Genomic DNA, 17,956 nt, shown 5'->3' with positions numbered 1-17,956 from the left:
CTTTTCCGTCGCGTGTCGGCGTCCGTCGCCCGGGAGTGGTCACCCGATGGGGTTCATGCCTGAGCCGGGGAGGCGGTAGCGGGGGAGCCGGACCACGGTCACGAAGAACTCGTCGATCTGCCGGACGGCGGCGATGAACTGGTCGAGGTCTACGGGCTTGGTGACATAGGCGTTGGCGTGCAGTTTGTAGCTGCGCAGGATGTCCTCTTCGGCGGACGACGTCGTCAGCACGACAACAGGAATATGGGCCAGCTCGGGGTCTGACTTGATGCGTTCCAGGACCTGTCGGCCGTCATACTTGGGCAGGTTGAGGTCCAGCAGGATCAGGTCGGGTGTCGGGGCACCGGTGTGCGCTCCGCGCCGGTAGAGGAAGTCGAGGGCTTCCTCCCCGTCGCGGACGACGTGGAGGGTGTTGCCGATCTTGTTGTCCTCGAACGCCTCGCGGGTCATCAGTTCGTCACCGGGGTCGTCCTCGACGAGCAGGACCTCGATGGGCTGGACGGCGGTCATGCGGGTTGTCCTTCCGGGGTGGTGCGTGCGGGCGTGGCCTCGCCAGTCGGGCTGGTCGGCTCAGTGGGCTTCGGCAGGGAGAAGCAGAAACGGGTGCCTTCGGTGTGCGTCGTGTCGATCCAGATGCGGCCGCCGTGGAACTCGACGATCTTCTTGCACACGGCCAGTCCGATTCCCGTCCCGCCGTAGGCGTCGCGGCCGTGCAGTCGCTGGAAGATGACGAAGACCTTTTCAGCGAACTCCCCGGGGATGCCGATGCCGTTGTCCGTGACGGACACTCTCCACGCCTCGGCGTCCCCAGTGGCATCGGGGTCCGGGTCGCAGGTGATGCGAATGTCGGGGGTGCGCTCCGGGTGGCGGAACTTGATGGCGTTGGCCAGCAGGTTCTGCCAGAGCATGACCAGCAGCGTCGGGTCACCCGTGACCTCTGGGAGGTGCTCGGGGCGCTCGATGTGGGCGCCCGACTCTTCCACCGCGCTCGTCAGGTTGGCGAGCGCCTTGTCCAGAGTGCGGTCCAGTGGGACGTTCACGTGTGCGTCGTTGACCCGTCCGACGCGGGAGAAGGTGAGCAGGTCGTTGATCAGGGTTTGCATCCGTTTGGCGCCGTCCACGGCGAAGGCGATGTACTGCACGCCGCGTTCGTCGAGTTTGTCGCCGTAGCGTTTTTCGAGCAGCTGACAGAAGGAGGCGACCTTGCGCAGTGGCTCCTGGAGGTCGTGTGAGGCGACGTAGGCGAACTGCTCCAGTTCGGCGTTGGACCGGCGCAGTTCCACCGCCTGGGCGTCCAGATCGGCTGTCTGCCGGGTCAGATTCTCCTGTTGGCGGCGGGACGCGTCGAGCTCGGTCACCAGGCGTTGCCGCATCGCCTCGACGTCGCCCGCCATGGCCTGGATGTCGGCGGGGCCTTCCGAGGTGATGCGATGCGTGAAGTCGCCGGCGGCGACGCAGCGGGAACTGGTGCGCAGGGCGGTCAGCGGGCGGGCGACGAGAGTGTGCACCAGCACGGCCAGGAGGATTCCGGTGACCAGGTAGACGGCGACCATGCCGCCCAGTACCCAGTTGCGCACGGTGCGGACGTGCGTCAGTTCCTTCCGGCTGTCCTGCCGGGCATGGGTGAGATGTGTGTTCTGGGGCAGGAACAGTGCGCGTAGCCGATCGAAGGCCACTTTGCCCTGCTCTGTGGTGGCCTTGCTCATCGGACGCGGAGTGCCGGGAGTGACTCCGGCGACCAGCGGGTCGGCGTAGGTGCGGCGCCAGTCCGCCGCAGCACGCTCGATGGCGTCCACGTCCGCTTGCAGGGCCTGTCGGTCACCGACGAGGGCGCGCAGGCGGCCGGCGGATTCCTTCTCGGCCTGCTTGCCCTCGGTGTACGGGGTGAGGAACTGGGGGTCGGCGGCGATGGCGTAGCCGCGGGCCCCGGTTTCCTGGTTGAGCAGCGCGTTCTGCAGCCGGAAGGCCTCGGCGCGGGCCGGCTGTATCTGCTCGATCAGCTCGTCCGAGACCTGTGCGGTGCGGCTGAGGAGTTCGGCTCCGACGACGGAACCGGCCACCACCAGCGCGATCATCACTGCGAGGGCCACATGGAACCAGCCCTGCACGGTGATACGGCTGCGGCGGAGCGGCTCGGGTGGGGCGGGGGGCGTTGTCACGGTCACGGTTCCTAGCTCGCTCATGATTGCTGATTCCACTGCAGGTGCACCACGGCCACGTCGTCGGCCAGACCGCCGTAGTCCTCGGCCATGGCTTCAGCGCTGCCGACGAGCCTGTCGACGAACGCGTTCGGCGACAGGGCCGCGACCGAGCGCGCGAGCTCCAGGAGCCCTTCCTCGCCGAGCCGCTCGTTGTCGGGGCCGCTCCGGCCTTCGAACAGCCCGTCGGTGAAGAGGACGATGCCGGCGCCCTCCGGCAGCGTGAGCTCTTCCACCGGCCAGCAGGCGACACCGGCCGGCAGCAGCCCCAAGGCGGGCCCACCCGGCACCTCCACCCACTCGACGCCGGCGCCGGCCCTCAGCAGCATCCCCGGGTGGCCTGCGCGTATGACCCGCACCGAGCGCCGGTCGGGCGACAACTCCAGGCTGGTGAGCGTGGCGAAGATCTGCTCCCCGGTCCGCTCGGCGACCAGCACCTCCTGCAGAGTGCTCAGCTGTCCTGCCCCCGTGGACCCGCTGACCACCAGGGTGCGCCAGGCGATACGCAGGCCCACGCCCAGGGCCGCCTCGTCGGGACCGTGACCCGACACATCACCGATCAGGGCGTGCACCGTGCCGTCCGGGGTCTGCACCACGTCGTAGAAGTCCCCGCCGAGCAGGGCCTGTTCCCGCCCGGGCTGATAACGGGCGACGACTTCCAGGCCCTTGTCGTGCAAAAGGGGAGTGGGTAGGAGGCCGCGCTCGAGCCGGGCGTTCTCCTGGGCCCGCAGTTGGCCGGCCTGGTAGGCGGCCGTCGTCTGTTCGGCGAGTTTGCGCTGGATGGCGTATCTGACCGCGCGTCCGAAGAGTTCTGGCTCGACCCGTCCCTTGACCAGGTAATCCTGCGCGCCGGCGGCGACGGCGGCCAGCCCTGTGCTCTCCTCGGCCAGCCCGGTCAGCACCACGACCGCGACCCCCTCGGCATACTGCCGCATCCGGGCCACCGCCTCCAGCCCGTGCGCGTCGGGCAGATGCAGGTCCAGCAACACGCAGTCAGCCGGAGCTGTGGCCAGCGCCTGGCGGGCTTCATCGAGCGAGCGCACCCAGGTCAGCCGCATGCCGGGAAACCCGTCGGCGACCAGCTCCTCGACCAGGAGGGCGTCTCCCTCGTCGTCCTCGACCAGGAGCACCGAGGGTTCCCGATCGAGCCGCTCGGCACCGAGAGAAGCCGCGGTCGGCCGCGGCACCGGTGGCATGGAGGGACGGGAGAACACGGTGCGGGAGCCGGGCTCCAGGGTGCCTGTTCGCCCGGCGTCGGGGGAAAGCCTGTGGGTGCCGACAAACCCGTGCTGAGCTGGGAGCATCGGTCCCTGCCTCTCCCTCCGCCGCCTCCACGGCAGCTTTCTTGTTTTGTCATTGTCGTACGACAACAGAGGAAGAGTACTGGCACCGCCGGCCCCTGTCTGCCGAGCCCTTCCTGGTGGAGGTTCGCCCAATGGGCCCACGATGGTGTTCCGGCGCAAACGCAGGGTAGGCGAGCATGCAGAGCTCTTTGCGGCCGGAAAGACATCGCCGGGCAGGAGGCAGCGGACAGATGGATGATCTCGCGCGGCTCATCCGGAGTGCTATGCGTCGTCGCGGACTGAGCCCTCGGGCTGTCGCCGAGCAGACCGGCATGCGAACCCCGAGGGTGCAGGCGTTCGCGGAGGACGGAGCCGACGGGCCCATCCGCCCCACCGAAGAAGAGTTGACGGAGCTCGCGCGGACCTTGTCCGTACCCGCCTCGACGCTGTTGAGAGCCGCTCGCGCCGCTCACAGGCAAGGGGCCGCGCCGGCAGTGTGATGACATCCAACGCCGTCGTCGCATGAAGAAGAGCTGCGGCCGCGCCGTCGAGCTGGTACGCATGGCATATGGGCACGGATGAAGACGGCGAAGAGAGCGATCGGCGGTCGGCGAGTGTGGTTCCGCACGCTGAGATCGAGGCCGCGTTGAACGATCTGGCGCAGGACGATGCCGGCGAATCCCCGCAGTTCCGCGCGGGTCGGTCTGCGGCGTACGAATGGGCGCTGGGCCGTGCCGAAAGCTCACCGGTCACCGGTCGTGGGGGACGTGGTGCTCCCGACCTGCCGGTGCTGCTCGCCGAGTTGGATGCCGTCACCGTACGACTTGAGGACACCACCGAGACGCCGGGCGGCCTGGACTATTTCCGCGGCGTCCACGCCGCGCTCGCCTGGGTGTGCGGATACAGTACCGGCCTCCTGTGAGGGCCGTCCGGGCCGAGAGGCGTGCCGGGGGGCAGGTTGATCAGTCGGGCAGACCGGTCGGCCGGGGCGCGAAGGAGGGGGCCTCGACGGCGGCCGGGACGCGGGTGTTGTGCTTCCAGCGTCCCAGCTGGTGCCGTCGGGGCCCGGACATACAAGGTGCGGGGCCCGCTTGCAGCCTCGTCACGGGCCTGCGGCGGGCGTCGTTCCTCTCAGTCACCAGTAGTGGCGTCGCCCTGCGACGGCGTGTCCCATCGCGCCGAGGACCCACATCACCGCTCCGATGACCGCCAGGATGATCCCGATGGTCCACAGGATGGAGATGCCGGTGACGAAGCCGACAACGAGCAGGATGATTCCCAGGACGATCATGATGTCTCCTCATGGGGCCAGTGCTTGATTCGCCGCCGGATACGACGGCTTGGAGGAAGGGGGCCTACTGCGTGCGCTGAGCCTTGTGGCGGGCGACGCGCAGGCGAGCCTCGGCGGGTAGGTGGGGGAGACCGGTGGACCGGCGGGCGGTGCTCAGTGGGCCTTTGAACAGGTCATCGAGGGCGGCGCCGGGGTCTCCCTGAGGGTCGAGAGTGAGGTTGATTCGCGTGTGCGGGTGGCCGGATCGGCTGGTGACATGGACGTTCGCCTTATGGACGCCGGGCAGTGCGCCGGCTTCGGTGGCGATCGCGTCACTCAGCGCGCGGCGGCTCAGTTCCACTCCTTCCTGTGGCCGAGTGCTCCCGATCGGCAAGGCCCCCGGGCGGCGCCGGCTCAGTTGGGCGAGTAGCCACCACAGGGCGAGCAGGGCGGTGACTGTGAGGGCGGCGATGACAGCCGGCCACCACCAGCCGGCGTCGCTCCACCGCTCCCGGTCGGCGGAGCTGAGAAGGACATCGTCCGGTGTGGTCAGGGGCCAGCCGGAGGGCGGCTCCAGGTTTTGTCGCCGGTAGAGGTCGAGTCCGGGAACGATGACGAGCAGGCCGCCGACGAGGAGTACCAGACCGATGAGGGCCAGCAGGATGCGGTTGAGCAGAGGTCGCGGCGTCATGGCGCAGGCTCCGTCCCGGGGCTCGGTCAGGCAGTGCGTTGTCGCACACGTACGACGATGCGGGGAGGACGGGAAAGGGCGAGCCGATCCCGTTCCTTGACGAGGACGGCGATGAGGTCGTCCCTCACCTGCTGCGGGTCGCGGAAGTGCACGTCCGCACGGGCCTTGACGCGGTGGCGGCGTACCCGGACACGCGCGCTGCGGACGCCTGGAACCTGAAGGGCGGCGTCACGCAGCAGCGTGGCGGCACCCTGGCGGTCCAACTGAGCCCGGAGCTGAGGGGCGGGGCAGTCCGCAGGGGCCCGCAGCGGCAGCAGCCGGCGCAGACCGGGGCTGAAGGCCAAAACCATCAGCCACACGCCGAGGGCAGCGGTCACGGCGGCTCCTGTGAGCAGCCACACGTCATCCAAGGGGCGGGTGGCCAGTTCGGCGGCCAGGCCTCTTCGCCAGGCCGCTGCCTGACGCCCTGCCCGCACGGCGACCACATCGATCAGTGCCGCACCCGCCGTCGCGAGGATCACCGAGGCGACCAGAGCGGCCGGAAGGCGGCGCGCGGACCATGGACGCCGGGGCGGTGCGGGAAGGCCCTCGTGGGGTGTCATGCCGGTCCTTCTTCGTGTGCGGAATGCCGGGGGCGCGCGGCGGGTTACCGAACGCGCTTCCTCGTGGTGCCGGCCACGGTCACCAGGCGTCGGATCGTGAGGGTGACCTCTCCGACGTTCAGGCCGGTCAGCTCGGTTACCTGGGTGGCGACATCGTGCTGTAGCCGCCCGCAGACGTGGGGCATGTCGATGGGATACGGCAGGTCGAGGGCCACGTGCAGGCGCACGACTCCAGCACGTGCGGTGGCCGTGGCGCTCGGGCTTGTCGATTCGCCCAGGCGGGGTGCTGCTGCCGCCCGCCGCAGCAGTGCTCCTTGTGCGGCCTGGGCTGCTATCCGGGCAACGACCCTGTCGGGGATGACGGTGGCACCTCGCTCGGCCGGCGGCAGGCGGGTGTCGCGCGCCGGCGGGCCGAACCCGGTGCCGGCGGGAGCGGCGGAAACAGGCCGGGCACTCACCGCTGCCTCCGTGCCGGGAGCTCGAGATCGCCCTGCAGGATCAGGCCGATGGCCAACCCTGCCCCGCCCAGGACCAGAACCAGCAGGAAGGCCCAGAAGCCGCCGAAGTAACCGGCGAAACCGAGAGCCATGCCCGCTGCTAGGCCCGTGCTGGCTGTGTTCATGACTTACTCACCCGTCTTGCGAGGACCGTCGAGGGATCATCCGCTGCCGCCAGGAGGTGGCAGCAGGTCACCGCGCGTCACCTCACACGGCCTTCATGCTCTTCGGACGACTCTTCTTCCTCGTCGGGAAGGTGGACGTCGTCGACGGAGATGTTCACCTCGACGACCTCCAGTCCGGTCATCCGCTCCACGGCGTTGATGACGTTGGTGCGCACGTCGCCGGCGACTTCGACGATGGAGACGCCGTACTCGACCACCACGTTCAGGTCCACCGCGGCCTGCTTCTCCCCGACCTCGACCTTGACTCCTCGGGTGACGCCTCCGCTTCCGCCGGGGACACGGTCCCGCATGGCGCCGATGGCACGGGCCATGCCGCCGCCCAGGTTGTAAATGCCGGGTATCTCGCGGGCGGCCATACCCGCGATCTTCGCCACCACGCCGTCCGCGATGGTCGTCCTGCCCCGCGTCTCCGCCGGAGCGTCGGCGCCGGTACGGCCCTTCAGCACGCTCTCGCCTGCAGCTGGCCGGCCGTCGCGGTTGGCGGTGATGCTGTTGTCCGTCATGGCGGTCGCCTCGATCGGTTGGTCGGGCATCTGCGTGATGCCCGTCGAACGGTTGGACATGACGGTCGGCTGATTCCTCACGCACTCTCGGTGTGATGTGCATCACATTTTGCGGACTGGGTACCCCGGGGCCCGGGGCCAGAGTGATCCCGAGCCCCGCCGAATCCTGAGCTGGAGCGGCATGACCGAATGGACTGGTCCGCCACCGCCGGCACGTGACCTGCCGGACGGGCTGCTGGCCGTGCGGGCGGCCGAAGGGGACGAAGACGCCTTCGCGGTTCTGGTCCGCAGGCACAGCCGTCCCCTCCTCGCCTTGGCCTACTACATGCTCGGAAATGCCCAGGACGCCGAGGAAGCCGTACAGGATGCCTTCGTGAGCGCCTGGCGCCGGCTGCCGGAATACCGCCACGACGCGGAGTTCCGCACATGGATGTACCGGATCACCGTCAACCGATGTCTGAACACGCTCCGCCGCCGGCGGCCGCCTGTCTCCCTGGATGCCGTCGCGTCACCCGCTACGGACGACGAGTGGGCTTCGCCTGCCCAAGCCGCCGAGCAGGAGGCGGCCGCGGCCGCCCTGACCTGCGCCCTCGGCGAGCTGGACCCCGATCAGCGGGTCTGCTGGATTCTCCGGGAACTGCAGGGTCTGCCCTACAAGGAGATCGCTCAAGTGACACACACCACGGAGCAGACTGTGCGCGGCAGACTGTATAGGGCACGGCGGTCCCTCAAGGAGGCGATGGCCCCATGGCGCTAGACGACCCGTACCCGCAGCGGCCTGCCGAGCCGCAGGGAGTCTCTCGACCCCGGGACGCCCCGGTCGTCGATGACGCGGGCCCGATCGCGGACGACGAGGTATTGCCCTGTGGGCGTCTGCTCAGCCAGGTCTGGGAACTGGCGCAAGACGCGCCACCGGCCGCCGATCCACACCTCGCATCGTGCCCTGAGTGCCGCGAGGCCGTCGAGGGACTCGCGGCGTTGAACACGGCGACGCGGGCACTGCGCGCCAAGGACCCTCCAGGCCTCCAGGCGCTCGTCGACCGCATCATGAGAATCGTCCGAGCCGAACTCCGGCTCGGACAGCTCCTGCCCCTGGCTGACACGGTGCTCGATCTCCGGATCGCCGAGAGCACAGCCGCGAAGGTGCTGCGGCAGGCTGCGGACGCGGTTCCCGGAGTGCGGGCCGCAGAGTGCCGGCTCGTACCCACAGGCGAGGGCTTCGGCGTGCAGGCGGCCATGACCGTGATCGTGACCCTCGAACGCCCGCTGCCGGATACGGGCGATCAGGTACGGCGAGCGGTACTTCACGCGGCCGACCGCGTCCTGGGCCTCGGCGTGACGGTCGTCGACGTCACCGTGGTCGACGTCCTGGAGTCGTCCCTGCCGGTCGGGCCCGGCACCTGGATATCAGGAAGTGGCGGTACATGATGTCTGCCCCTGCAACTCCTCTTCTCGGCGTCGCGGCCCAGGCGGCCCTCGCGGTACCAGGGGTGGCCCGCCTGCAGCCTCGCCTCGCCCGCCGCCTGGCCGCAGTTGCCCAGCCCGGGCGGTCGGAATCAGCAGTGGAACGCACGCCGCCCGAGGCGGGTGTGCGAGCCGACCGGGCGCCGGACGGCGCGGGATGGCACATCGAGGTGCGGTGCGTGGTGGCCGAGGGGCACAGAGCCTTGGACACCGCCCGGAACGTTCACCGCCAGGTACGAGCCGCAGTTGATTCTTATCTCGCCGCGCACGGCGTTCCGGAACCGGTGACCGTGACCGTGACGGTCACCCGGGTCGCTACGCCGCACTACACACTCTGAAAACCGGCCGGCGGGACGGGTGCCGGTTCGGGTACAGCGCGACGGCGCCACGACTGTCCGGTCGATTGTCCGGGGTCGGATGCCTCAGCCCAAGGAACTCCGCCCGGCGGAAAGGCGTTTGCTCCTCCGGCGCGAGTCGCTACGTGCGGTTCGCCCGGCCGAACAACTCGGCGTGCCCCGGGGGCAACTGTGTGAGGATACGGCGCAGGAGAGCATCGTCGGCGATGTCTCCGACCACGGGGAGGACCGCGGTGGCAGCCCGGTGAGCGTTCTGTGCGCTCATGGCGCCACTGGCGGCGACGGCCGCGACGAACCCGGCGGGCCGCAACGGCTCGTCTGCCGGGAGGGCATCGTCGAGCCAGGACGCGTATTGCTGGGGCAGCCGGTCTGCGAGGTCCGTGCGGTCGTCCCCGACGAGATGCGAGCCCAGCACCTGCAGGACGCATCGCACCGCCGAGGCGGCTTCGCTCCGGGCGGAATAGCATCCACGTTCCTGCACGTGGTCGAGCAGCTCGTGAGCGATTTCGTCCATGACTACTCCTGCCGTTGCCTGACCGTTCCACCGGGGCCGGGGAACACGTACGGTGTTCGTCATGAACCGTCATTTACCCGCATCAATGAGCTGAACTCATACAGCAAACGAAAACACTGAGTTCGACAGGGGCTCAGTATTTCGAATCGGGCGGTATTCGTTGACGTCGTGTTCGCCGGCTGAGGAAGCCCGATGACGTCCTGCAACTCGCCAACGGCGCCTTGGCCCTGACGGCCACCTGAATGCCCAGGAGGGCCGGTCTCTTGGAACCGCTGAGGCCCCGGGCACACTCTGCATGTTGTAGTTGTGTTTTGAAAGGGATGGCCGATACATGATCACGCTCACCAAAGAAGACGGCCCGGCGGACCTCGACGGGGTGACGCATCTGTCCATAGGGGTGTCCTGGGACGCCACGGCCGGCAGCAGCGGCGGGGTGCTGGGCGCGCTGCGCCGCAAGCAGGGCACGGACCTCGACCTGATCGCCGTCGCCATGCAGGGCGGTGACCCCGTGCGCCTGGCCGGCCTCGACTCGCTCGACCCCATGGGAAACGGCTCGTTGGTGCACAGTGGCGACAACCAGACCGGACACGGGGACGGCGACGACGAGACGGTGACCGTCGAGTTCGCCCGGATACCGCCCCACATCACGTCGATCGTGTTCGTCGCCGCCGCATTCAAGAAGGGCAGCTCCTTCCAGAAGGCGCGCAACATCAGCTTCAAGGTCTACGACGCGACCGGCGGCAACTCCCAGCAGGTCGCAGACATCTGGCCCAGCCTCCTCACCCAGGACAACGGCTGTGCCGTGGCCAAGGCGGTGCGCCACGGCGGGACCTGGAAACTCGAAGTGATCAACCAGACCGGGAAGATCAAGCAAGGCGACGAACACGCCCTGATGCGCTTCGCCATCAGCAAGTAAGGCCGGCCCAAGGGCCTGGGTACCTGTGGTGGGGCTTGCAGTGAGCGAGAGGCTCTATGGCGAGCGGTCATGGAATCCGTTGGCGCGGACCGTGGAATGACCGAGCACGGGCTGGGGGCGGAGGGGTGGAGCGCCCGCTGGAACGGAGTCGTACCGGTGACCCGTGTCACCGGCACGACCCACGCCGGTGAAGGCCCCGCCATGCCGCCGAATTCGCCCGCGAGCTGGGCGAGTTGGCGGTACGGCCGTGTGGTGGGACAGAACAGGTGGCCGCTCTGGCCGCTCTGGCCGCCCGGGCCCGGGCCGAGGGCGTACCGCTGTGGATGGCGCGTCGGCTCGCGCCCGGGCCGGCAGGCCCGATCGCCGTCGCCGTGGACCGGCGCCTGGTGCGCGTCGACGCGTGGGGACCTGGGGCAAGAGCTCCGTGGAGGTGCGCCTGCCCGGGCTGCCCGGGCAGCAGTGGGTGCTGCGGCGGGAGAACGCGGCGAGTTCGTGGCTGCTGCGCGACGAACGGCGGGTCGCCCTGCTGATACTCCCTCCGCGGCGACCCGCGCTCGATGCGGGCGAGGTGCTGTTGCCGCCGGCTCCCGTGCGGTACGAGAGTGACGACCCGTTGGACGCAGTCATGGCGCAGGTCTTATCGGTCGCCTTCGGACTCGGCGACACCACGGGCCTTGCACGGTTCCGTTCGGTACGGCGTCCGGCGAACGGTGGCGAGCCGATCGTCACCGACGAAGCGTGGGACCGGCCCTGGTTCAGCAATCTGGGCAGTGGCAGCGACGACAACACACGGCGGTTGAGCAGAGCGGCACGTGAACCGTGTTGGCAGTGGTGCACCACGCCCGGCTGAGTGCCTGAACGCCGCCTCCGTCGCTGCAGGCCGGCGAGACGTGGTTGCGCGGGACGCCGTCGCCTTTCAGGCCGCGGCCGCACCTCCTACCGCTGCCCGTTCCGCTGCGTGGCCGACTGATACAGAATGAGGGCGGCGTGCAGGTCGATCTGGCTGCGTGGGTCGGACACGCGACGACCGGTGAGCGCCTCTGCTCGCTCGATCCGGTAGTGGACGGTGTTGACGTGCAGGTGCAGGGCTGCTGCCGTACGGGTCCACGAGGCCCCGTTGTCCAGGAAGGTGGCCAGCGTCTGCAGTAGTTCGGTGCCTTTCACGGCGTCGTACCTGATGACCGGGCCGATCGTGTTCGCTTGGAAGGCGTGCGCCACGGAGGCCGGCAGTCCTCCGAGCATCGCACTCAGACTCGTGATGGCGGAGGTCGTGGAGACTCGCGGCATTGAGTCCGGTCGCTGTTCGGCGGCATCTGCGAGGTAGCGAGCCGCGAGCAGTGCGGGAGCGAGGTCGCGGGGATCGGCGCTCGGGCCGACACCGACTGATAGGGCGACGCCGCCGTCGACGAGGTCCTGCAGGCGCGGAAGGTGCTCGGAAAGCCGTCGGGCGAACTGCTCCGGCAGCGCGGCGACGAAGGCGACCGATTCCCCGGCTCCAGCCGGACACGTGGCGAATTCCACCGCGCATCCCGCGAGCAGTTCGTTGGCTGCGTCGACGGCCCAGGCGGTCGGCGCACCAGGTGTTCTCACCACGACCGGTGTCAGCGCGGCGCCTGCGGGGAAGCCGCACTCCTGCACGATGCTGGATATCGCCGCCGTGTCCTTCGTCTCGAGAGCGGCGAGCAGCGCACCGGCTCGCACGCCGCGTTCGTGCAGCCGTACCCGGTGCTGCCCCAGCCGGGTGGACAGCAGTGCCGCGATCTCGTGGAGCACCGGCCGATGCCGTGCATCGGCGCTTTGGGCCGTGCGCAGCCACCAACCGTCGAACGGCGATCCCTGATCCGAGCCGATCGGCACAGGTGCGCCCGGTGGGGCGCCCGCGGCATCAGGGTGCGTACTCGCGATCACTCGGCCGGCGGAGGAGGTGAGTGTCAGCTCCGGTAGTCCGAGGCGCTCGACTGCTGTGCTCAGCGCGTCTTCGAGCGGGGCCGGCGAGGCGATGCTGTCGAGGAGTTCGTCCTTGAGCATGGGCGGCAGCGCGGGCCCGTCGGATTCACGCAGGTCTGCCCAGAGCCGCACGTAGATGCTGTCGAGGATCGTGCGGAACGTGGTGCTCCGTGGCACGGAGAAGAGCGGGAGTTCCTGGTCGCGGCACGCGTCGACGAGCTCGTCCGGGATTTCACCGTGCACACCTTCACCGGCGATGAGCGCGACCGCTCCCGCGGCTCGAACCGCGGAGACGAACGCCCGCACGGTGCCGCGGCGGTCCGGCTGCCACCAGACCAAGCCAGTCAGCACGATTTCGCCGGGCGACAGGTAGGTCGACGGGTTCTCCATGTCGGCAGTCGTGACACCGGTGACGGCGCGCTGCAGCGCGCCGGGTGGCGCGCACAGCGGCGTCAGCCCGAGGTCGACGAGGTCCATCACCTGTTTCACCAGCATGGGCCCATCACTATCAGCCCCGGCATGGCGAGATCACGTCGTCCCCGAGCACTTCGGTTGATCAACCGAATCCGGGTTCGGAGATCCGTATGCGGCAGGCATGACGAGCGGCACACCGCTGACGCTCTACTGGTCGCGTTCCGAGCCGCCGACCCCCGGCGGCGCACATGTGCATGAGGTGTGTTGTGGACTTGAACACCATCGAGACGTGGCGTCCCGCGCGCGCACGCCAGGATCTCGTTCTGGCACCGGGTGAGGTGTTCCTCGGCGGCGGGACCTGGCTGTACTCGGAGCCCCAGGTGAACACGACCGGGCTGGTCGACCTGGCGACGATGCGGTGGCCTTCGATCGAGGACACGCCAACGGGATTGCGTATCGCGGCCACCTGCACGGTTGCCGAACTGTCCCGCATCCGCCGGCGCGAGGGCTGGAGGGCACATCCGCTCTTCTTCCAGGCGGCCTCCGCGTTGCTCGCCTCGTTCAAGGTCTGGAACATGATGACGGTCGGCGGAAACATCTGCCGCTCGTACGCCGCGGCCGCCATGGTGTCGCTGGCTGCGGCTCTCGATGCCACCGCGCTGATCTGGACGGCGGACGGCGGTGAGTACACGCTGCCCGTCGCAGACATACCCACGGGCAACGGAACCAACTCGCTGGCTGCCGGCGATGTGTTGCGGTGCATCGACATCCCCGCCCACGCGCTGCGCGCGCGTACCGGGTTCCGCAAGATGGCGCTGGTCGAGATCGGTCGTAGCGCGGCGGTGCTCACCGGCCGACTGGACGAGTCCGGAGCGGCGGTGTTCACCATCACGGCCGCCACCTTGCGTCCCGTGGTGCTGCGCTACGACACCCTGCCCTCGTCCGTCCGGTTGCGTGCGGACGCGCTGGGCGCGGACGGCTACTACACCGACCCGATGGGCACCGCCGACTGGCGCCGCGCCGTCAGCGCCGTGCTGCTCGAGGAGATTCTGGAGGAGCTGCAGCCATGGAGCTGAACGTCAACGGTCGGGCATGCACAGCCACTCCACGCCCCGGACAGTGCCTGCGTACCTTCCTGCGTGACCAGGCACACTTCGAGGTCAAGAAGGGATGCGATGCGGGCGATTGCGGGGCTTGCACGGTGCTGGTCGACGGCAAGCCCGTGCACTCGTGCATCTATCCGGCACAGCGCGTCGAGGGACGGCGGGTGACCACCGTCTCCGGCCTGGGGACGGTCGATCAGCTCCATCCGATGCAGCAGGCGTTCGTCGACAACTTCGGCTTCCAGTGCGGCTTCTGTACCGCCGGCATGATCGTGACCGCGTCCACGCTCACCGAGGACCAACTCGACGACCTGCCCCGGCTGATGAAGGGCAGCCTGTGCCGGTGCACCGGGTACCGGTCCATCCGCCAGGCGATCGTCCAGGGCGTCAAGGCCGCCGGCGCCGAGCAGTCGGGCGACTCCGAGCCGACGTGCCGGGCCGGCGGTCGCGGCGACTGCGATCAGCCGGGCACCGATGATGCGAAGACGAAAGTCGGAACCTCGGTGAACCCGCCCGCTGCCAAGCGGGTCGTCACCGGAACCGAACCGTACACCTTCGACATGGAACTCCCCGGCGCACTGCACCTTCGCGTCCTCGGCTCGCCGCACGCGCACGCCCGCATCCTCGCCATCGACACCACGAAGGCAGAGCAGCTGCCGGGCGTCGAACTGGTGCTGGACCACCGCAACGTACCCCGGAGCCGCTACTCCACCGCGCAGCACGAACGTCGCACCGACGACCCCCACGACACCCGGATCATCGACGACGTCGTGCGCTTCAAAGGGCAGCGGGTCGCGGTCGTGGCCGCGACGTCCGCAAGCGCCGCCGAGCAGGCCTGCCGTCTCATCGAAGTGACCTACGACGTTCTGCCCTCGGTGCACGATCCGGAACGCGCCATGTCACCCGGCGCACCCGTGCTGCATCCCGAGCTGATCGACAGTGACCAGCCCGAGGCCGAGCTGCCGCAGGACCCGGCACGCAATGTGGTCGCCTCCATCCACGACGGAGTCGGCGGGGACGTCGACGAAGCGCTGGCGGACTCCTATGTCACCGTGCACGGGGAGTGGCGCACCCAGCGTGTGTCGCACATGCAACTGGAGACGCACGGCAGCCTCGGCTGGCTCGACGACGACGGCAGACTGGTCATCCGGACCAGCTCCCAGGTTCCCTTCCTGACCCGACGCACGCTGTGCCGGCTGTTCGACCTGTCCGAGGACCGAGTGCGTGTCTTCACCAAACGTGTCGGTGGCGGCTTCGGAGGGAAACAGGAGATGTTTTCCGAGGACCTCGTCGCACTCGTGGTCCTGCGCACCGGAAAACTCGCGCTGTACGAGATGAACCGCGCCGACGAGTTCGCGCGCACCTCGGTGCGCCACCCGTTCCGCGTGCGGGTCACCCTCGGGGCCGAGCGCAGCGGGAAACTCACCGCGATCAAGCTGCACGTGCTGGCCGACACGGGGGCCTACGGCAACCACGCACCCGGGGTGCTGTTCCACGGCTGCGCCGAGTCGATCAGCCTGTACAGGGCTCCCGTGAAGCGGGTCGACGCCGCATCGGTGTACACCAACAACGTTCCGTCGGGCGCCTTCCGGGGCTATGGCCTCGGACAGGTGATTCTCGGTGTCGAGTCCGCGATGGACGAACTCGCGCTCGCCCTCGACATCGATCCCTTCGAGCTGCGGCGCAAGAACATGATCCGCGACGGTGACCCTCTGGTGGAGGCCCATCCGGCCGATGAGGGGCTCGTCTTCGGAAGTTATGGCCTCGACCAGTGCCTCGATCTCGTGCAGCAAGGTCTCGGCCGCGGCAACGGCGTGGCCCCGCCGGAAGGCGAGCACTGGCGCGTGGGCGAGGGGATGGCGGTCGCGATGATCGCGACGATGGCGCCCTTCGGCCACGTCTCCAAGACGACCCTGACCGTGAAGCCGGACGGCACCTACGTCGCCGGCGTGGGGACCAGCGAGTTCGGCAACGGCACCACGACCGTACACACCCAGATCGTCGCCACCGACATGTCGACCGAGCTGGACCGAGTGCGCCTGACGAATTCGGACACCGACGGGGCGATCTACGACACCGGGGCATTCGCCTCGGCGGGTACCACCGTAGCGGGCAAAGCCCTGCATGCTGCGGCGATCGCTCTGCGCACACTGCTGCTTCGCGTCGCTGCCGAGATCACCGGCAGCGAGCCCGCAGACTGCTCGATGTTCCCCGACGGCATCCGCACCCCGAAGCGGATCGTCGGCTTCGCCGAGGTCATCCGCGCCTGCCCGGCGGCCCATCGGGACGGCGACGGCGCATTCGCACGCGGTGACGAACTGGGCGAGTTCCGCTCGCTGGCCTGGAACGTGCACGGAGTCCGCGTCGCCGTCGACACCCGCACCGGCGCGGTACGCATCCTGCAATCGGTGCACGCCGCCGACGCGGGCACCGTGATGAATCCCGAGCAGTGCCGCGGCCAGGTGGAGGGCGGGGTCGCCCAAGCCCTCGGCACCGCACTGTCCGAGGAGGTCATGCTCGACGAGAAGGGCAACCTGCTCACCCCGGTGCTGCGCGCCTACCGGATCCCCCAGATGCAGGACGTCCCGGAGACCGAGGTCTACTTCGCCGAGACCTTCGACGAACTCGGCCCCTTCGGCGCGAAATCGATGAGCGAGAGCCCCTACAACCCTGTCCCGGCCGCCCTCGGCAACGCCATCCGCCGCGCAGTCGGCACGCGGCCCTATGAGACGCCGTTCTCCCGCGACCGGGTCTGGCGCATGCTCAACGACCCGACTGCGGTGCCCGGTTGGTGGAAGCTGGCGCACGTGCGCATCAACAACCGGTCGAGAGAGCTCTCCACCGTCCACTGAACACACCCCTCCCGCCGGCCCGGCCGGGGGCGACGCACAGGATGGAGTAACCATGCGGGACATCGCCGGACAACTGCTGGAGTGGATCGACGCGGGGGAGCCGTTCGCCGTCGCGTCGGTGACCGGGGTCAGGGGCAGTGCACCGAGGGGACCGGGCGCCGCGATGGCAGTGCGCGCCGACGGCACTGTCCTCGGCAGCCTCTCCGGCGGATGCGTCGAAGGCTCCGTGCACGACGCCGCTCTGGAAGTGCTCAACACCGGTGTACCCGTCCGGCACAGCTACGACTACGACCCGGACAACCCGTTCGCCGTCGGTCTGACCTGCGGCGGTGTGATCGACGTGCACATCCAGCGATTCGCCCCGTGGCCGGGTGGCGCCCTGCCGGCCGCGCTGCGCGCCGCTCGCGACGGCGCCCCGGTCGCGGTGGCCCGCGTGCTGAGCACCGGCGCCCTGCTGGCGGTGCATCCCACGGGATACGACGGCACCACGGGTGACACCGACCTCGACGAGCGCATCGCCGCCAAGGCACGGGGCCTGCTGGCGCAGAACACGACCAGGGTGCTGACCGTGTGCCGGTCGCTACCGGACACGGATCATCTCGACCATGAGGTCTTCGTGGAGAGCTGGACCACCCCGCCCCGGATGCTCGTGTTCGGCGCCATCGACTACGCGGCGGCGCTGGCCCGCATGGGCAAGTTCCTCGGCTACCACGTCACGGTGTGCGATGCGCGAGCGGTATTCGCCACAGCATCACGATTCCCGGACGCGGACGAGGTGGTCGTGCAATGGCCGCACAAATACCTCGCCGACTGTGAACTCGACGAGCGAACCGTGATCTGCGTGCTCACGCACGAAGCCAAGTTCGACGTCCCCGTGCTCCAGGAGGCCCTGCGCGGCAAGGCAGGCTATGTCGGCGCCCTCGGCTCGCGCCGCACCCACATCGACCGTCTGCGGCGACTGCGCGACGCGGGACTGAATGAGGTCGAGCTCTCCCGCCTGCACTCTCCGATCGGTCTCGATCTGCGTGCGAACACGCCGGAGGAGACGGCGGTCTCCATCGCTGCGGAGATCATCGCCACCCGTTCCCAGGCCACCACCCTGCCCCTCGGCCACACCGACGGCCCCATTCACATGGCAACTCTCCAGAGCGCCTGATGCTG

General features: G+C 69.1%; 19 protein-coding genes. 8 read left to right on the top strand and 11 right to left on the bottom strand.

The genetic code is table 11. The features are described from left to right. Nucleotides 1-39: 39 nt before the first annotated feature. The 3 genes from AC0B9F_RS34930 to AC0B9F_RS34920 all read right to left on the bottom strand — a co-directional run bounded on the left by AC0B9F_RS34930 (nt 40) and on the right by AC0B9F_RS34920 (nt 3,394). A complete protein-coding gene (locus AC0B9F_RS34930) occupies nt 40-510 on the bottom strand; it encodes a response regulator (RefSeq protein WP_472009384.1) in 471 nt (156 codons plus the stop codon). Beyond that, nucleotides 507-2,075: a sensor histidine kinase gene (locus AC0B9F_RS34925; protein WP_472009417.1), complete on the bottom strand. Its 1,569-nt coding sequence runs from the start codon at nt 2,073-2,075 to the stop codon at nt 507-509. The genes AC0B9F_RS34930 and AC0B9F_RS34925 overlap by 4 nt, the downstream gene beginning before the upstream one ends. A gap of 104 nt (nt 2,076-2,179) precedes the next feature. After that, nucleotides 2,180-3,394 carry a PP2C family protein-serine/threonine phosphatase gene (locus AC0B9F_RS34920; protein ID WP_472009382.1) on the bottom strand — a complete coding sequence of 405 codons (1,215 nt, stop codon included), beginning with the start codon at nt 3,392-3,394 and terminating at the stop codon, nt 2,180-2,182. Nucleotides 3,395-4,049: 655 nt separating this feature from the next. Between AC0B9F_RS34920 and AC0B9F_RS34915 the strand changes: the two genes are divergently transcribed. Then, a complete protein-coding gene (locus AC0B9F_RS34915) occupies nt 4,050-4,403 on the top strand; it encodes a hypothetical protein (RefSeq protein ID WP_472009380.1) in 354 nt (117 codons plus the stop codon). A 213-nt stretch (nt 4,404-4,616) separates the two neighbouring features. On the opposite strand, the gene AC0B9F_RS34910 is transcribed toward AC0B9F_RS34915, so the two are convergent. The 6 genes from AC0B9F_RS34910 to AC0B9F_RS34885 all read right to left on the bottom strand — a co-directional run bounded on the left by AC0B9F_RS34910 (nt 4,617) and on the right by AC0B9F_RS34885 (nt 7,229). Further along, a complete protein-coding gene (locus AC0B9F_RS34910) occupies nt 4,617-4,772 on the bottom strand; it encodes a DUF6131 family protein (protein WP_472009378.1) in 156 nt (51 codons plus the stop codon). A 64-nt stretch (nt 4,773-4,836) separates the two neighbouring features. Further along, on the bottom strand, nt 4,837-5,442 hold the full coding sequence (amaP, locus tag AC0B9F_RS34905; protein ID WP_472009377.1) for an alkaline shock response membrane anchor protein AmaP: 606 nt from the start codon (nt 5,440-5,442) through the stop codon (nt 4,837-4,839). Nucleotides 5,443-5,468: 26 nt separating this feature from the next. Continuing rightward, nucleotides 5,469-6,044, bottom strand: a complete 576-nt coding sequence (locus tag AC0B9F_RS34900; RefSeq protein ID WP_472009376.1) for a DUF6286 domain-containing protein — start codon at nt 6,042-6,044, stop codon at nt 5,469-5,471. Between the two features lie 44 nt (nt 6,045-6,088). Next, nucleotides 6,089-6,502 carry an Asp23/Gls24 family envelope stress response protein gene (locus tag AC0B9F_RS34895; RefSeq protein ID WP_472009374.1) on the bottom strand — a complete coding sequence of 138 codons (414 nt, stop codon included), beginning with the start codon at nt 6,500-6,502 and terminating at the stop codon, nt 6,089-6,091. Further along, entirely contained in the window at nt 6,499-6,666 is a 168-nt protein-coding gene (locus AC0B9F_RS34890; protein ID WP_472009372.1) for a hypothetical protein, read from the bottom strand. Before AC0B9F_RS34890 ends, AC0B9F_RS34895 begins: the two co-directional genes overlap by 4 nt. Before the next feature lie 77 nt (nt 6,667-6,743). Continuing rightward, complete coding sequence (locus tag AC0B9F_RS34885; RefSeq protein WP_472009415.1) at nt 6,744-7,229, bottom strand: Asp23/Gls24 family envelope stress response protein; 486 nt, start codon at nt 7,227-7,229, stop codon at nt 6,744-6,746. Between the two features lie 181 nt (nt 7,230-7,410). On the opposite strand from AC0B9F_RS34885, the gene AC0B9F_RS34880 reads away from it, so the two are divergent. Together AC0B9F_RS34880 and AC0B9F_RS34875 are read left to right on the top strand one after the other, a co-directional pair. Further along, entirely contained in the window at nt 7,411-7,986 is a 576-nt protein-coding gene (locus AC0B9F_RS34880) for an RNA polymerase sigma factor (RefSeq protein ID WP_472009370.1), read from the top strand. Further along, nucleotides 7,977-8,657: a hypothetical protein gene (locus AC0B9F_RS34875; protein ID WP_472009368.1), complete on the top strand. Its 681-nt coding sequence runs from the start codon at nt 7,977-7,979 to the stop codon at nt 8,655-8,657. The genes AC0B9F_RS34880 and AC0B9F_RS34875 overlap by 10 nt, the downstream gene beginning before the upstream one ends. Before the next feature lie 513 nt (nt 8,658-9,170). Here the strand turns inward: AC0B9F_RS34875 and AC0B9F_RS34870 are convergent. Continuing rightward, on the bottom strand, nt 9,171-9,563 hold the full coding sequence (locus tag AC0B9F_RS34870; RefSeq protein ID WP_472009367.1) for a DUF2267 domain-containing protein: 393 nt from the start codon (nt 9,561-9,563) through the stop codon (nt 9,171-9,173). A 331-nt stretch (nt 9,564-9,894) separates the two neighbouring features. On the opposite strand from AC0B9F_RS34870, the gene AC0B9F_RS34865 reads away from it, so the two are divergent. Together AC0B9F_RS34865 and AC0B9F_RS34860 are read left to right on the top strand one after the other, a co-directional pair. Next, entirely contained in the window at nt 9,895-10,479 is a 585-nt protein-coding gene (locus AC0B9F_RS34865) for a TerD family protein (protein ID WP_472009365.1), read from the top strand. A 424-nt stretch (nt 10,480-10,903) separates the two neighbouring features. Further along, nucleotides 10,904-11,329: a hypothetical protein gene (locus AC0B9F_RS34860; RefSeq protein ID WP_472009364.1), complete on the top strand. Its 426-nt coding sequence runs from the start codon at nt 10,904-10,906 to the stop codon at nt 11,327-11,329. Nucleotides 11,330-11,415: 86 nt separating this feature from the next. Here the strand turns inward: AC0B9F_RS34860 and AC0B9F_RS34855 are convergent, their stop codons facing one another. After that, nucleotides 11,416-12,921 (bottom strand): PucR family transcriptional regulator, encoded by a 1,506-nt coding sequence (locus AC0B9F_RS34855; RefSeq protein ID WP_472009362.1) that lies wholly within the window; start codon nt 12,919-12,921, stop codon nt 11,416-11,418. Between the two features lie 191 nt (nt 12,922-13,112). Here AC0B9F_RS34855 and AC0B9F_RS34850 point away from each other — a divergent pair, with 191 nt between their 5' ends. Genes AC0B9F_RS34850 through AC0B9F_RS34840 form a run of 3 tightly spaced genes read left to right on the top strand, consistent with a single transcriptional unit; the run spans nt 13,113 to nt 17,951 of the window. Then, the gene (locus tag AC0B9F_RS34850) at nt 13,113-13,916 is read left to right on the top strand and encodes an FAD binding domain-containing protein (RefSeq protein WP_472009361.1); all 804 of its coding nucleotides are present in this window, start codon (nt 13,113-13,115) and stop codon (nt 13,914-13,916) included. Further along, a complete protein-coding gene (locus tag AC0B9F_RS34845; RefSeq protein WP_472009359.1) occupies nt 13,907-16,795 on the top strand; it encodes a molybdopterin-dependent oxidoreductase in 2,889 nt (962 codons plus the stop codon). Before AC0B9F_RS34850 ends, AC0B9F_RS34845 begins: the two co-directional genes overlap by 10 nt. A gap of 52 nt (nt 16,796-16,847) precedes the next feature. Beyond that, on the top strand, nt 16,848-17,951 hold the full coding sequence (locus tag AC0B9F_RS34840; protein WP_472009358.1) for an XdhC family protein: 1,104 nt from the start codon (nt 16,848-16,850) through the stop codon (nt 17,949-17,951). Nucleotides 17,952-17,956: the final 5 nt, after the last annotated feature.

The organism is Streptomyces sp. NPDC097129, from assembly GCF_055668065.1.
This window is presented reverse-complemented; position numbering and strand designations above follow the sequence as displayed.

Excerpts from the sequence above, each read along its gene's own strand:
- AC0B9F_RS34930 (WP_472009384.1), bottom strand. The coding sequence starts at position 510 with ATGACCGCCGTCCAGCCCATCGAGGTCCTGCTCGTCGAGGACGACCCC.
- AC0B9F_RS34925 (WP_472009417.1), bottom strand. The coding sequence starts at position 2,075 with ATGATCGCGCTGGTGGTGGCCGGTTCCGTCGTCGGAGCCGAACTCCTC.
- AC0B9F_RS34920 (WP_472009382.1), bottom strand. The coding sequence starts at position 3,394 with ATGCCACCGGTGCCGCGGCCGACCGCGGCTTCTCTCGGTGCCGAGCGG.
- AC0B9F_RS34915 (WP_472009380.1), top strand. The coding sequence starts at position 4,050 with ATGGGCACGGATGAAGACGGCGAAGAGAGCGATCGGCGGTCGGCGAGT.
- AC0B9F_RS34910 (WP_472009378.1), bottom strand. The coding sequence starts at position 4,772 with ATGATCGTCCTGGGAATCATCCTGCTCGTTGTCGGCTTCGTCACCGGC.
- amaP (WP_472009377.1), bottom strand. The coding sequence starts at position 5,442 with ATGACGCCGCGACCTCTGCTCAACCGCATCCTGCTGGCCCTCATCGGT.
- AC0B9F_RS34900 (WP_472009376.1), bottom strand. The coding sequence starts at position 6,044 with ATGACACCCCACGAGGGCCTTCCCGCACCGCCCCGGCGTCCATGGTCC.
- AC0B9F_RS34890 (WP_472009372.1), bottom strand. The coding sequence starts at position 6,666 with ATGAACACAGCCAGCACGGGCCTAGCAGCGGGCATGGCTCTCGGTTTC.
- AC0B9F_RS34885 (WP_472009415.1), bottom strand. The coding sequence starts at position 7,229 with ATGACGGACAACAGCATCACCGCCAACCGCGACGGCCGGCCAGCTGCA.
- AC0B9F_RS34880 (WP_472009370.1), top strand. The coding sequence starts at position 7,411 with ATGACCGAATGGACTGGTCCGCCACCGCCGGCACGTGACCTGCCGGAC.
- AC0B9F_RS34875 (WP_472009368.1), top strand. The coding sequence starts at position 7,977 with ATGGCGCTAGACGACCCGTACCCGCAGCGGCCTGCCGAGCCGCAGGGA.
- AC0B9F_RS34870 (WP_472009367.1), bottom strand. The coding sequence starts at position 9,563 with ATGGACGAAATCGCTCACGAGCTGCTCGACCACGTGCAGGAACGTGGA.
- AC0B9F_RS34865 (WP_472009365.1), top strand. The coding sequence starts at position 9,895 with ATGATCACGCTCACCAAAGAAGACGGCCCGGCGGACCTCGACGGGGTG.
- AC0B9F_RS34855 (WP_472009362.1), bottom strand. The coding sequence starts at position 12,921 with ATGCTGGTGAAACAGGTGATGGACCTCGTCGACCTCGGGCTGACGCCG.
- AC0B9F_RS34845 (WP_472009359.1), top strand. The coding sequence starts at position 13,907 with ATGGAGCTGAACGTCAACGGTCGGGCATGCACAGCCACTCCACGCCCC.
- AC0B9F_RS34840 (WP_472009358.1), top strand. The coding sequence starts at position 16,848 with ATGCGGGACATCGCCGGACAACTGCTGGAGTGGATCGACGCGGGGGAG.